The following is a 12,329-nucleotide window of genomic DNA, read 5'->3' as shown; positions in this document are numbered from 1 at the left end:
CACGACAACGGCACCCGAACGGCGGCAAACACGAACCCTCTCCCCGGGTGAACACCCGAGGAGAGGGACGGTAGCGCTTCGGAGCGTCATCGCCCACCCCTGCACGGGTTAACGAAAAGCCACGTTCGTGGTTCCGCTCAACCGCGTGATGCACAAAGGTGGCAAATACGCGCGCCGCTCCGCTGTGGCGTTCGCCGAGATCAGACCACGCCGTCGGCCTTCGCCGCCACCGCGACGGCCGCGGCGACCTCGGGACCGACCCGCGGGTCGAGCGCGGACGGAACAATTCGGTCTGGGCCCAAATCATCTTTCGCGACCGCCAGAATGGCGTCGGCCGCGGCGAGTTTCATGCCCTCGGTGATCCGGCGCGCGCCCGCGTCCAATGCGCCGCGGAAGATGCCGGGGAACGCGAGCACGTTGTTGATCTGGTTGGGGAAGTCGCTGCGGCCGGTCGCGACGATCGCGGCGTGCCGTGCGGCGACCTCCGGGTGCACCTCGGGGTCCGGGTTGGAGAGCGCGAACACGATCGAGCCGCTCGCCATGCTCGCGATCAGGTCCTCCGGCACCTTCGACGACGAGACGCCGATGAAGACGTCCGCGCCGCGCAGGGCCACGTCGATGCCGCCGTCGAGGCCGGAGGTGTTGGTGAGCGCCGCGATCTCCTCCTTGACGGGGTTGAGACCGGCCCTGCCCGTGCGGACGATGCCGCGCGAGTCGAGCAGCGTGATGTCACCGGCGCCGGCGGCGATGAGGATCTTGGCGATGGCGATGCCGGCGGCACCCGCACCGGAGATGACCACCCGCTGGTCGCCGATGCCCTTGCCGAGGACCTCGTTCGCGCCGTTGAGCGCGGCCAGCGACACCACGGCGGTGCCGTGCTGGTCGTCGTGCATGACCGGGCAGTCGAGCGCCTCGACCAGCTTCCGCTCCAGCTCGAAGCAGCGCGGTGCGGAGACGTCCTCCAGGTTGACCGCGCCGAACGACGGGCGCAGCCGCACGAGCGTCTCGACGATCTCGTCCACGTCCGTCGTGTTGAGCACGAGCGGGATGGAGTCGAGGCCGCCGAAGGTCTTGAACAGCGCCGACTTGCCCTCCATGACGGGCAGCGACGCGCTGGGGCCGATGTCGCCGAGGCCGAGCACGGCGGTGCCGTCGCTCACGACGACGACCAGCCGGTGCGCCCAGGTGTACCGGGCGGCGAGGCTCGCGTCCTGCGCGATCGCCCTGCTCACCCGAGCGACACCGGGGGTGTACGCGATGGACAGCGCTTTGGGGTCAGCGAGCGAGGCGGTCGCACCCACCTCGAGCTTCCCGCCCAGGTGCGCGGTGAAGATCTCCTCGTCCGTCAGCTGCGTCGGATCGGAGTTCTCGGTACGGGCTTCGTTCACTGCTGTCACGGCGTCCCTCCTGCGGTGCGGGCGGCGTAGTGGCCCATCTAGCTGTGGGCTCATCACCAAACGGCGCACCGGCCCAGCGTTGTCACACCGGGTACACGGGGCCTGGAAACTCGGTCGACGTCCTCCGACGAGTTGCGTCCGGGAACAGTCCGAGTGCTGCGGGTGGAGCGAAGTGTGGCAGGACCGGACCGACCTGTCTGCGGCGGGGATCACACTTTTTCCGCAGGTCAGAGGGCATGTAGCAAGACGTCCGTCCGGTTTTCTGCACCGACCGGTCGGTTTATGCAGGCAGGAAGCACCCGATCGGTCAAGAAAACATGACGCCTTAGAGTGACGGCATGCAGGCGAGTTCGCTGAAAATCGACGGCGCTTTCGAGTTCACGCCCCGGACCTTCCCCGACGACCGCGGCGTGTTCGTCTCGCCGTACCAGGAGGCGGCGTTCGTCGAGGCGGTCGGCCACCCGCTGCGGGTCGCCCAGACCAACCACAGCGTCTCGCGCGCCGGGACGATCCGCGGCATCCACTACGCGGACGTCCCGCCCTCCCAGGCGAAGTACGTGTTCTGCCCGCGCGGCTCGTTCATCGACGTGGTCGTCGACATCCGGGTGGGCTCGCCGACGTTCGCCCAGTTCGACGCGGTGCTGGTGACGGCGCAGAAGTGCAACGCCGTCTACCTGGCGGAGGGCCTCGGCCACGCGATGATCGCGCTGGAGGACGACACGACCATGAACTACCTGTGCTCCACCCCGTACAACCCCTCCGGCGAACACGGCCTCACCCCGCTCGACCCGGCCCTCGACCTGCCGTGGCCGCGCGAGATCGAGTTCCTGCTCTCGGAGAAGGACACCGCCGCCCCGACCCTGGCCGAGGCCTACGAGGCCGGCGTCCTCCCCCGCTACGAGGACTGCGTGGCCCTGTACGCGTCCCTCAAAGCCTGAACCGCGGCCGCGGCCACAACCGCGCCCTGACGACCCCGAGCACCTCGGCCGGCCCGAGCTGCCCGGAGTCCGTGCTGGCGAACGGGTTGTCCCCCACCACGTGCCACCCGCCGTCCACCAGGTGGGAGGCGCGCTTGACCGACAGCTGATCAGGCCGCTGCGCCCACCTGACCAGCACGACGTCACCGGCCCTGGGGCGCGCACCCCAGCTGACCAGCACGACGTCCTCACTGCGCAGCGCTGGTGCCATCGACGGTCCGCGGACGAGCACGGTGGAAAGGCGCGGTCTCAACGATCACCCTTCGGTCAGCCGGAGTAGGGTCCTACTTGTCGGAGCATCCACTGTTTTCACTCTGGGAGGAACGATGCGACTCGTGTCGCGCATTCTCCGCCCGCGCGTCGAAGCCACCGCGCACTGCGACCTGCCCTGCGGCGTCTACGACCCCGCGCAGGCCCGCATCGAGGCCGAGTCCGTCAAGGCGGTCCAGGAGAAGTACCAGGCCAACGAGGACCCGGAGTTCCGGGAGCGCGCCGTCCTGATCAAGGAGCAGCGCAGCGAGCTCGTCAAGCACCACCTGTGGGTGCTGTGGACGGACTACTTCAAGCCGCCGCACTTCGAGAAGTACCCCGAGCTGCACGACCTCTTCAACCGCGCCACCAAGGCGGCGGGTGCGTCGGGCACCAAGGGCTCGATGGACCCGGCGACGGGGCAGCAGCTGCTGGACCTGATCGCGCAGATCGACAAGATCTTCTGGGAGACCAAGCAGGGCTGAGTCCGGAGCCTTGTGAACGACGCTGGCCTGCGAATTCGTTCGCGGGCCAGCGTCGTTTTGCGTCTGCGGGTTGTTCGACGACCTATGCGCCCCAGAGTCGAGCGCCAGGAGGTCATTCTCCCCTGTTGTCGGCGTCGCGTTCGTTCTGCCGCAGCTTGTTCCACGTCGACGTGAGCTCGGCCCGGATGCGCGCGACGCGCACCCCGAAGGCCTCGCGGATCTCCCGGGCATCCACCTCGTCGGGCTCGCCGTGGTCGTGGGGCTCGGAGGTCATGGCGAGCGGGGTACCTCGAACGGAGACTCCCCCAAACGTGGTCGCGGCCACTCCTTAGGATCGAACAGGTGAGCACCCACCTCTACCTGCTGCGCCACGGCCAGACCGAGTGGTCCGAGAGCGGCAGGCACACGGGACGCACCGACATCGAGCTGACGCCCGAGGGCGAGCAGCAGGCACGCAGGGCGGGCGCCACGCTCGCTCGGCTCAGAGCGACGGACCAGGCGCCCGCGCTCGTGCTGACGAGCCCGCGGCAACGCGCCACCAGGACGGCGGAGCTGGCCGGCCTGGAGATCACGGCGACGACCGAGGACCTGGCCGAGTGGGACTACGGCGACTACGAGGGCATCACCACGCCGCAGATCCGCGAGCGCGTGCCGGGCTGGACCGTGTGGACGCACCCGATGCCTGGCGGCGAGACGCACGCGGAGGTGCAGGAGCGGGCCCGCAAGGTGCTCGCCGAGGTGCGCCGCGTCCTGCCCGGTGGTGACGTGGTGCTGGTCGGCCACGGCCACTTCAGCCGCGTGCTGATCGCCGCGTGGCTGGGGCTGGCGCCCGACCAGGGCGTCCACTTCGGACTGGACCCGGCCGGCACCTGCCAGCTGGGCGACGAGCGGGGCGACCCGCAGGTGCGCAGGCTCAACGTGCCTGCCTGGGAGGTGTGATGATCCGCAGGGTGGAAGCGCGCGACGTCGACGCGGTCGTGCGGCTGGTGCACGAGCTCGCGCTCTACGAACGGGCGCCGGAGCAGTGCCACCTCACGGCCGAGCAGCTGCGGACGGCGCTGTTCGGCGAGCACCCCGCGCTGTTCGGGCACGTGGCCGAAGTGGACGGTCAGGTCGTCGGCATGGCGTTGTGGTTCCTCAACTTCTCGACGTGGGACGGCGTGCACGGCATCTACCTCGAAGACCTCTACGTCACGCCGGAGCAGCGCGGCAAGGGCCTCGGCAAGCAGCTGCTGGAGGTGCTCGCGCGGGAATGCGTCGAGCGCGGGTACACCCGGCTGCAGTGGTGGGTGCTCAACTGGAACGAGCCGTCGATCGGGTTCTACAAGTCGCTGGGTGCCGTCCCGATGGACGAGTGGACGGTGATGCGGGTGGCCGATCACGCGCTGCGGGAGCTCGGCGCTGCACGCTGAAGGTTGACGGAAGGTCTCGAAAGGCTCACGAAACGGGAATTCCACTGAGGACCGGTGCTCGGTGCTGGCAGCGTCCCGCGTCGCCGATCCCCGGCAAATCCTGGAAGGACCTACCGTGTACGAAGACTCCGGCTCGAGCACCGGCTCCCTGATCTTCAGCCTCGTGTTCGCGGTGCTCGTCATCGCCGGCATGTGGGCGACGTTCAGCAAGGCCGGCAAGCCCGGCTGGGCCGCCATCATCCCGATCTACAACATCTACGTCTGGCTGAAGGTCGCCGGCCGTCCGGGCTGGTGGCTGATCCTGATGATCATCCCGCTCGTCAACCTCGTGATCTCGATCATCGTGTCGCTCGACATCGCGAAGTCGTTCGGCAAGAGCGGCGTGTTCGGGTTCTTCGGGCTGTGGCTGTTCGGCTTCATCGGCTACCCGATGCTCGGCTTCGGCAGCGCGCAGTACCAGGGCCCGGCCGCGGCCGGCGGCGCCTACCGGGGCTGACGCGGCAGCAAAACGACCAGGCCGGGCCCACCTCTGGGGCCCGGCCTTCGCCGTTCCCGCCGGAGGAGGAGCCGCGCGCCGTGACGAGCTTCTGGGTCGAGCGCTACCTGCTCGTCAGTCCCGGATGAGCGCGACGGCACCGTAGGTCGACGCGTCGGCCGCCGCCGAACCGCCGGGCAGCTCACCGTCGGCCCGCCAGTGCGCGGCGAGCACGAGGCCCGGTTCGAGCAGCTCCAGGCCGCAGACGAACTCCTCGACGTCCTGCTTCGTGCGCGGCACGAGGGGCGTCTGCAGGCCGTCCGCCAGGGTCACGAGCTTGTCGACGAGCTCGGGTTCCACGTCGCGGGTCAGGTGGGTCAGCGCCAGCACGCTCCCCCCGCTCACCGCGGCCCGGTAGCGCGCGACGACACCGGTGGGGTCCTCGTGGACGTACGGGAGGATGCCGATCATCAGGACGGCCACCGGCTTCTCGAAGTCGAGCAGGCGGCGGGTCTCCTGGTCGCGCAGCACGGCGCCGACGTCGCAGATGTCGGCTTGGACGATGGCGGCGTTGAGGTTCTCGCGCAGCATCGTGCGGGAGTGGGCGACGGCGACCGGGTCGCGGTCCACGTACACGACGTGGCACGAGGGGTCGACGGCCTGGGCCACCTCGTGGACGTTGCCGACGGTCGGGATGCCGCTGCCGAGGTCGAGGAACTGGCGGATGCCGAGGTCCTCGGCGCAGAAGCGCACCACCCGGCGGGAGAACGACCTGATCGTGCGGGCCATCTCGGCGATGGGGAACTGCTTGATCGTCTCCTCGGCGAGAGCCCGGTCAACCGCGAAGTTGTGGGCGCCGCCGAGGTAGTAGTCGAAGAGGCGCGCCTCGTTGGGTCGTTCGGAACTGCTGCCTGTCGTCACCCGCTGCGGGCCGTCCTGCACTGCGCACCTCACCCTGCTCCCGAGCGGCGCGAACGCTGGCAGCACGGTAGCTGGCTACTCCGTTCGTGTCCATCCACCATTCGTGAACACGCTCGGTGACATACGCACGTGCTTCCACGTGACATGCGGGAGCCCCGCGTTCCCCTGAGAGGAACGCGGGGCCCCTGCGTTACTTCGGGATCAGACGCCCGCGTACTGGCGGATCCAGGAGCGGTACACGCCGACGTGGGTGTAGTTGGACCGCGTCGAGCGGTCCGACGTCGAGGCGACACCGACCTGCTTGCCGTTGGAGAACATCGGGCCACCCGAGTCACCGCCGGCGGCGATGCCGTCGACGCGGGTCACGGCCACCGCGGTGCCACCGCGGTAGTCACGACCGTTGACCGACGTCACGCGGGTGTTCGCGACCTTGAGGTAGCGCGACTGGCAGTTGATCTCCGGCTGGTTGGTGCAGGTGGCACCCCAGCCGTAGAGCTGCACGGTGTTGCCGTTGGCCACGTCCGACGTCGTGCCGAGCGGCGCGAACGGCGCCGACATCGACGTGCCGACCCGCGCGAGCGCGAGGTCGGCCGACGGGTGCTTGATGATCTGGGTCGCGGTGACCAGCTGGCCACCGGACGTCTGGTCCAGGCTGCCCGCGCGGAACGTGTACGTGCCGCTGCCCGAGACGCAGTGCTCAGCGGTCAGGATCCACTGAGGTGCGATCTTCGTGGCGGAGCAGTTCTCCCGCCCGTTGAAGAACAGGCGGGCGGCGTACGGGAAGTTCTGCGCGTAGCTGCCGCCGATGATCATCGGCGACATGCTCGGCTCTTCCGGCGCGGCCGTGGCCGTCGCCGTCATGGGTGCGAGGGAAAGCGCCGCCAGGAAAGCGCTCGCGATCGCGGTCTTGAAACGCATGGTTGGTCACCTCGTGAGTGCAGGGAGTGGTTAAGCAACCACCGACAGCTTCACCCGACTGCGTGACCGTGACCACCCTCCGTTAGTCGGCTTTGTCTTCTTCGACGCTCGGCAAACCGAGCGCCCACTCCCGGCCGTCGCGGGTGAAGAGCAGGACGAGCACCACGACGCAGTAGATGCCGCCCAGAGATCCGATGAGCGGCTGTTCGGACGGGCCGTAGGCGTACCAGGCGCAGCCCAGGAGCAGCAGCTGCGTGACGATCACGGGCGTGCGGGCGCCGTGCCGGCCGCGGAACAGCATCACGCAGGCGAAGATCACCCCGCCGAACCACAGCACGAGCACACCGGCGGCTCCGAGCACCGGACCTGCGGAGGGAGCGCCCTGCAGCACCCGCAGGACGAGCGCGCCGGCCAGCGCGATGCCGCCGAGCCCCTGGACGAAGGTGAGTGCGGCGGCGGTCCGCACCGCGCGCGGCGGGGCCGGGGTACCGGTAGTCACAGGCGACCTTTCCTCACGTTCTGTACTGGTCACGGATCGTAGGCCACCCGGTTGGAGGGCTCTGCGAGCCCGCCGGGAGGGGGGAAGATCAAGGGGCCTTCAGCGAGCCGGCGGTCGTCCGGGGTGCACTCGCCTGCGGGCTCGGCGCGGTGCGAGCGGAGGGAGATCTACGCCACTTTCGTGAGGCTGGAGTCGCTCCGAGGGAGGACATGCGAACCGCGAGCGGTCACGCATTGTCCTACCCTCAAGTGGTGCGCGCTCTTCTCGTGGTGAACCCCCAGGCGACTACAACGACGCCGGCGGGTCGCGACGTGCTGGCGCACGCACTCGCCTCCGACGTGAAGCTGGAGATCGTCCAGACCTCCTACCGCGGCCACGCGCTCGACGCGGCCGCCCAGGCGGTCAAGGACGGGTTCGACCTGGTCATCGCCCACGGCGGCGACGGAACGGTCAACGAGGTCGTCAACGGCATCCTGCTGCACGGCCCCCGCCCCGACACCCCGATGCTGGGTGTCGTCCCCGGCGGTTCCGCGAACGTCTTCGCGGGCGCGCTGGGCATCCCGCGCGACCCCGTCGAGGCCACGCACGTCCTGCTGCAGGCCATCGAGAACGGCACGACCCGCCGCATCGGCCTCGGCCAGGTCTTCTCCGACGTCATCGGACGTGACGAGGGCCGCTGGTTCACCTTCAACGCGGGCATCGGCCTGGACGCCGACGTCGTGGCCGGTGTCGAGGCCAAGCGCGCCCGCGGCCGCAACGCGAGCCCGGCGCTCTACCTGGCGGTGGCGCTCAAGGCGTACGCGAGGCTCGTGCGCACGCCGGAGCGCTTCACCGTCGAGGTGCCGGACGAGCCGCAGTTCGACGTCGGCATGGTGTTCGTGTCCAACACGGACCCGTGGACGTACTTCGGGGACAACGACATCCACCTGAACCCGAGCACCTCGTTCGACAACGGGCTGGGCCTGTCGGCGCTCACGACATTGCGACCGCCGACCGTTGCGCGCTACATCACACAGGTGCTGGCCACCGGGAACCCGAAGAGCCCGAAACTCGTGCGGCGCGATGACGTCGAATATGTCAAAGTGAAGAGCGAGGAACCCGCCAACCTGCAGGTGGATGGCGACTTCCTCGGCACGACGACCCAGGTGGAGTTCCGGGCGGTTCCCCAGGCGTTGACCGTAGCTGTGTGACGCAGGGCGAACTCGACGGTCCGTGATCGTTCTGTAACCGTCTCGCTACCCATCCGGGATGTAGAGCAATCGAGTGACAGCAGAGCGTGAAACCCCAGGTGAACGCTGTCGATCTTTTGGGTGAGTTCACTCACCGGGTTGGTGCCAACCCCTTGACATCCCAGCCGTTCGTGAAAGCATTCACAAGCACCCCAAAACGACCGCTGACAACCGGCGTGCCTTTGTGCGCGCCAAGGCTGAGGAGTAGTTCCAATGGACTGGCGCCACCGCGCGATCTGCCGCGACGAGGACCCCGAGCTGTTCTTCCCCGTTGGGAACAGTGGTCCCGCGCTGCTTCAGATCGCCGAGGCGAAGACCGTCTGCCGCCGTTGCCCCGTCGTCTCCGACTGCCTCGCGTGGGCACTGGAGAGCGGCCAGGACGCCGGCGTCTGGGGCGGGATGAGCGAAGACGAGCGTCGCGCTCTCAAGCGCCGCAACGCTCGCACGCGCGCCCGCAGCAACGCCTGAGCAGGCTGTTCGCCGCGACAAGCACACATAGAGAAGAACCCGACACCGTGCCAGGTGTCGGGTTCTTTTCTTGTTTGCACACCCTCCCGCATGACCACGTGAGACCGCTGAGGCTGGTCGTCACGTGTGCACGAGGCCAGTTTAGCGCCGCCCCCGCAGCGGCACGCGCAGGACCGCCTCTGTACCGCCTCGGGGCCTCCGTCGCAAGCTCAACGAGCCCCTCAGTTCGGAGTCGACGAGGGTCCGCACGATCTGCAGACCGAGACGATCCGTGCGTTCCAGGGAGAAACCGGGCGGCAGGCCCTTGCCGTCGTCGGAGATCGTCACGTCGAGCCACTTCGCCGAGCGCTCGCTGTGCACGACGACCTCCCCGCGCTGGCCAGGGGCGTAGGCGTGCTCGAAGGCGTTCTGCACGAGCTCGGTCAGCACCATGACGAGCGGGGTCGCGATCTCCGAGGAGACGATGCCGAACCCGCCCTCGCGGCGCACCTTCACCTGGGTCTCGGTGACGGCGACGTCGCCCATCATCGGGATGACCTTGTCGATGACGTCGTCGAGGTCGACGCGTTCGTCGACGGACATCGACAGCGTCTCGTGCACGAGCGCGATCGAGGTGACCCGGCGCACCGACTCGGCGAGCGCCTCCTTGGCCTCCGGGTTCGACAGCCGGCGCGACTGCAGCCGCAGCAGCGCCGCCACGGTCTGCAGGTTGTTCTTGACCCGGTGGTGGATCTCGCGGATCGTCGCGTCCTTCGACATCAGCGCGCGGTCGCGGCGGCGGACCTCGGTGACGTCGCGGCACAGCACGATCGCGCCCGCCGCCTGACCCCGTGGCCGAAGGGGCAACGACCGGAAGAGGACCGCGGCACCGCGGCGCGACTCGGCCTCCATGCGCATCGACGGCTGCCCGTCGAGCGCCTGCCGGATGCGCTGGGCGACCTCGGTCGCGTCGAACGGGTCACCGATCAGGCTGCGGGTCAGCGGCGCCAGGTGCACGCCGACCAGGTCGGACGCGTGCCCCATGCGGTGGTAGGCCGACAGCGCGTTCGGCGAGGCGAACACCACCGCACCGGACGGGTCGAGCCGGATCAGGCCGTCACCGACGCGCGGGCTGGTGTGCACGTCCGGCGACGGTTCGGGCGCGGGGAACGTGCCGTCCGCGATCATCTGGCACAGGTCGGCCGCGCTGCCCAGGTAGGAGATCTCCAACGGCGACGGCACCCGCGGCACGGCCAGGTTCGTGCTGCGGCTCAGCACCGCGATGACCTGCGTGCCCAGCCGCACCGGGATGGTCTCGCGCCGCACCGGCACGCCCAGGTGCCAGCGGGGGTCCTCCTCGCGGCAGATCCGCGACTCGTCCATCGCCCGGCGCAGCTGCGGGTGCTCGTCCGAGCGCACCTCGCTGCCGACCACGTCCTCGGGGTGGGCGGTGGGCGCCGTCGTGGGCCGGGCCTGGGCCACGCACAGGAAGACGTCGTCGTCCAGCGGCACCCACAGCAGGAAGTCCGCGAACGAGAGGTCGGAGAGGAGCTGCCACTCCGCCACCACCAGTTGGAGGTGGTCGGCGGCGGCGCCGGAGAGCTTGGTGTGCTCGGCCAGCAGGTCCGTGAGAGTAGACAGAACTCCTCCATGAGAAACTGGTCGGTGAAGCAGTTCTGATCCTAGGAGACACCCATGTCGAAGCGTGCTCGCAAGCGCCGCGACCGCAAAAAGGGCGGCGCCAACCGAGGCAAGCGCCCCAACGCCTGAGTGCTGCGAAAAGGCCTGGCCACCACGACGGTGACCAGGCCTTTTCGTTGTTCTGGGGCGGTGTTCGAGGCGCTCAGTCCTCGGTGCGGATCTCCACGATCGTGGCCCGGATGCGCGCCTTCAGGTCGGCGGGGGCGTAATCGCCGCCACACTTGCGCGCGAGCAGCGCCTTGAGGTGCTCCTCCAGCCCGAACTGCTCCAGGCACGGGTGGCACTCGTCGAGGTGGGTCTGCAGTGCCGCGCGACGACCCTGGTCGCACTCCTGGTCGAGGAACAGCCAGACCTCGGACAGGACCTCGGAGCAGTCGGTCTCGTGGGGTTCGCCGCAGTTCATGACGCGTCTCCGTTGCCACCGTTGCCACCGCGGAGGAAGCCGCGCTCGCGTGCGGTGTCCGCGAGCAGGTCGCGGAGCTGGCGACGGCCCCGGTGCAACCGGGACATCACCGTGCCGATCGGGGTGCCCATGATGTCTGCGATCTCCTTGTACGCGAAGCCTTCGACATCGGCGAGGTAGACCGCGATCCGGAACTCCTCCGGCAACCGCTGCAATGCTTCCTTCACGTCGCTGTCAGGCAGGTTGTCGAGTGCCTCGACCTCCGCGCTGCGCAGCCCGGCCGAGGTGTGGCTCTCCGCCTGCGCCAGCTGCCAGTCCGTGATCTCCTCGGTCGGCTGCTGGATCGGCTGGCGCTGCTTCTTGCGGTAGCCGTTGATGTAGGTGTTCGTCAGGATCCGGTACAACCAGGCCTTGAGGTTCGTGCCCTCCGAGAAGGACGCGAACGCCGAGTAGGCCTTGAGGTAGGTCTCCTGGACGAGGTCCTCGGCATCCGCCGGGTTGCGGGTCATGCGCAACGCCGCCGAGTACAGCTGGTCGAGCATCGGCATTGCATCGCGCTCGAAACGCGCGGCGCGCTCCGCCGTCGTCTCCGTCGTGCCGGTGGCGGGCACCGCGCTCCCTTCCCACAGGTCCTGGGTCGGTGCTGACTCTACGCGGGGCCGCTCGAGCGTGTTCGTAGCCACGTCCTGACCAACACGGACGTGCTGGTAGTAATTCCGCATGGCCGGACGTGGGACCCCCGCCACAGCGCTGCTGGACAAGCAGCGGGTGGCGCACACCTTGCACTCGTACGAGCACGACCCCCGCCACGAGTCGTACGGGCTGGAGGCCGCGGAGGCGCTCGGCCTGGTGCCGGGCCGCGTGCTCAAGACCCTGGTCGCCGAGGTCGACGGCAAGCTCGCGGTCGGCGTCGTGCCGGTGACTGTGCAGCTCGACCTCAAGGCGCTGGCGGCGGCGTTGAAGGGCAAGAAGGCGAAGATGGCCGTGGTCGCCGACGCCGAGCGCGCCACCGGGTACGTCGCGGGCGGGATCTCGCCGCTCGGGCAGAAGAAGCGCCTCCCGGTCGTGGTGGACGCCTCCGCGCTGGAGTTCGAGACGGTGTTCTGCAGCGCGGGCCGGCGCGGGCTCGAGGTGGAGATCGCGCCGGCCGAGCTGGTGCGGCTCACCGGTGCCGTGGTGGCCTCGATCAGCGCCTAGCACGTTCCGGTCTCGGCAA

18 protein-coding genes are annotated in these 12,329 nt (G+C 69.1%); 9 read left to right on the top strand and 9 right to left on the bottom strand.

Annotated features, from left to right (window positions below):
• Positions 1-200: 200 nt before the first annotated feature.
• Entirely contained in the window at positions 201-1,349 is a 1,149-nt protein-coding gene (locus ACZ7CF_RS19370) for an NAD(P)-dependent malic enzyme (protein WP_360395666.1), read from the bottom strand.
• A 386-nt stretch (positions 1,350-1,735) separates the two neighbouring features.
• Between ACZ7CF_RS19370 and ACZ7CF_RS19365 the strand changes: the two genes are divergently transcribed.
• Positions 1,736-2,335, top strand: coding sequence for a dTDP-4-dehydrorhamnose 3,5-epimerase family protein (locus ACZ7CF_RS19365; protein WP_360395155.1), 600 nt, complete (start codon positions 1,736-1,738; stop codon positions 2,333-2,335).
• Here the strand turns inward: ACZ7CF_RS19365 and ACZ7CF_RS19360 are convergent.
• Positions 2,325-2,606, bottom strand: coding sequence for a S24 family peptidase (locus ACZ7CF_RS19360; protein ID WP_360395664.1), 282 nt, complete (start codon positions 2,604-2,606; stop codon positions 2,325-2,327). The genes ACZ7CF_RS19365 and ACZ7CF_RS19360 overlap by 11 nt on opposite strands.
• Before the next feature lie 94 nt (positions 2,607-2,700).
• Here ACZ7CF_RS19360 and sodN point away from each other — a divergent pair, with 94 nt between their 5' ends.
• Positions 2,701-3,108 (top strand): superoxide dismutase, Ni, encoded by a 408-nt coding sequence (gene sodN / locus ACZ7CF_RS19355; protein ID WP_065916284.1) that lies wholly within the window; start codon positions 2,701-2,703, stop codon positions 3,106-3,108.
• Positions 3,109-3,220: 112 nt separating this feature from the next.
• Here the strand turns inward: sodN and ACZ7CF_RS19350 are convergent, their stop codons facing one another.
• Positions 3,221-3,382, bottom strand: a complete 162-nt coding sequence (locus tag ACZ7CF_RS19350) for a hypothetical protein (RefSeq protein ID WP_360395152.1) — start codon at positions 3,380-3,382, stop codon at positions 3,221-3,223.
• A gap of 68 nt (positions 3,383-3,450) precedes the next feature.
• Here ACZ7CF_RS19350 and ACZ7CF_RS19345 point away from each other — a divergent pair, with 68 nt between their 5' ends.
• From ACZ7CF_RS19345 to ACZ7CF_RS19335, 3 genes are all read left to right on the top strand, one after another.
• Positions 3,451-4,047 carry a histidine phosphatase family protein gene (locus ACZ7CF_RS19345; RefSeq protein ID WP_360395150.1) on the top strand — a complete coding sequence of 199 codons (597 nt, stop codon included), beginning with the start codon at positions 3,451-3,453 and terminating at the stop codon, positions 4,045-4,047.
• Positions 4,047-4,520: a GNAT family N-acetyltransferase gene (locus ACZ7CF_RS19340; protein WP_360395147.1), complete on the top strand. Its 474-nt coding sequence runs from the start codon at positions 4,047-4,049 to the stop codon at positions 4,518-4,520. The genes ACZ7CF_RS19345 and ACZ7CF_RS19340 overlap by 1 nt, the downstream gene beginning before the upstream one ends.
• Positions 4,521-4,635: 115 nt before the next feature.
• Positions 4,636-5,016, top strand: a complete 381-nt coding sequence (locus ACZ7CF_RS19335; RefSeq protein ID WP_360395144.1) for a DUF5684 domain-containing protein — start codon at positions 4,636-4,638, stop codon at positions 5,014-5,016.
• Positions 5,017-5,130: 114 nt separating this feature from the next.
• On the opposite strand, the gene ACZ7CF_RS19330 is transcribed toward ACZ7CF_RS19335, so the two are convergent.
• The 3 genes from ACZ7CF_RS19330 to ACZ7CF_RS19320 form a co-directional block, all read right to left on the bottom strand.
• Entirely contained in the window at positions 5,131-5,949 is an 819-nt protein-coding gene (locus ACZ7CF_RS19330) for an SAM-dependent methyltransferase (protein ID WP_458430351.1), read from the bottom strand.
• A gap of 168 nt (positions 5,950-6,117) precedes the next feature.
• A complete protein-coding gene (locus ACZ7CF_RS19325; RefSeq protein WP_360395140.1) occupies positions 6,118-6,834 on the bottom strand; it encodes a S1 family peptidase in 717 nt (238 codons plus the stop codon).
• Between the two features lie 82 nt (positions 6,835-6,916).
• Entirely contained in the window at positions 6,917-7,333 is a 417-nt protein-coding gene (locus ACZ7CF_RS19320; protein WP_360395138.1) for a hypothetical protein, read from the bottom strand.
• 251 nt (positions 7,334-7,584) lie between these two features.
• On the opposite strand from ACZ7CF_RS19320, the gene ACZ7CF_RS19315 reads away from it, so the two are divergent.
• Positions 7,585-8,523, top strand: coding sequence for a diacylglycerol/lipid kinase family protein (locus tag ACZ7CF_RS19315; RefSeq protein ID WP_360395135.1), 939 nt, complete (start codon positions 7,585-7,587; stop codon positions 8,521-8,523).
• 252 nt (positions 8,524-8,775) lie between these two features.
• Positions 8,776-9,030 carry a WhiB family transcriptional regulator gene (locus ACZ7CF_RS19310; RefSeq protein WP_015104912.1) on the top strand — a complete coding sequence of 85 codons (255 nt, stop codon included), beginning with the start codon at positions 8,776-8,778 and terminating at the stop codon, positions 9,028-9,030.
• Positions 9,031-9,171: 141 nt separating this feature from the next.
• On the opposite strand, the gene ACZ7CF_RS19305 is transcribed toward ACZ7CF_RS19310, so the two are convergent.
• A complete protein-coding gene (locus ACZ7CF_RS19305) occupies positions 9,172-10,650 on the bottom strand; it encodes a sensor histidine kinase (protein WP_360395662.1) in 1,479 nt (492 codons plus the stop codon).
• A gap of 54 nt (positions 10,651-10,704) precedes the next feature.
• Here ACZ7CF_RS19305 and ACZ7CF_RS19300 point away from each other — a divergent pair, with 54 nt between their 5' ends.
• Entirely contained in the window at positions 10,705-10,779 is a 75-nt protein-coding gene (locus ACZ7CF_RS19300) for a 50S ribosomal protein bL37 (protein ID WP_369809028.1), read from the top strand.
• A 73-nt stretch (positions 10,780-10,852) separates the two neighbouring features.
• Here the strand turns inward: ACZ7CF_RS19300 and rsrA are convergent, their stop codons facing one another.
• Positions 10,853-11,113 carry a mycothiol system anti-sigma-R factor gene (rsrA, locus tag ACZ7CF_RS19295; RefSeq protein ID WP_360395132.1) on the bottom strand — a complete coding sequence of 87 codons (261 nt, stop codon included), beginning with the start codon at positions 11,111-11,113 and terminating at the stop codon, positions 10,853-10,855.
• Entirely contained in the window at positions 11,110-11,724 is a 615-nt protein-coding gene (locus tag ACZ7CF_RS19290; protein WP_458430349.1) for a sigma-70 family RNA polymerase sigma factor, read from the bottom strand. Before ACZ7CF_RS19290 ends, rsrA begins: the two co-directional genes overlap by 4 nt.
• 109 nt (positions 11,725-11,833) lie before the next feature.
• Here ACZ7CF_RS19290 and ybaK point away from each other — a divergent pair, with 109 nt between their 5' ends.
• Entirely contained in the window at positions 11,834-12,310 is a 477-nt protein-coding gene (gene ybaK, locus ACZ7CF_RS19285) for a Cys-tRNA(Pro) deacylase (protein ID WP_470370172.1), read from the top strand.
• Positions 12,311-12,329 lie beyond the last annotated feature (19 nt).

This window comes from Lentzea sp. NPDC036955, from assembly GCF_055608005.1.
Note: the sequence above shows the minus strand (reverse complement) of the source record. Positions and strands in the feature narration are given on the sequence as shown.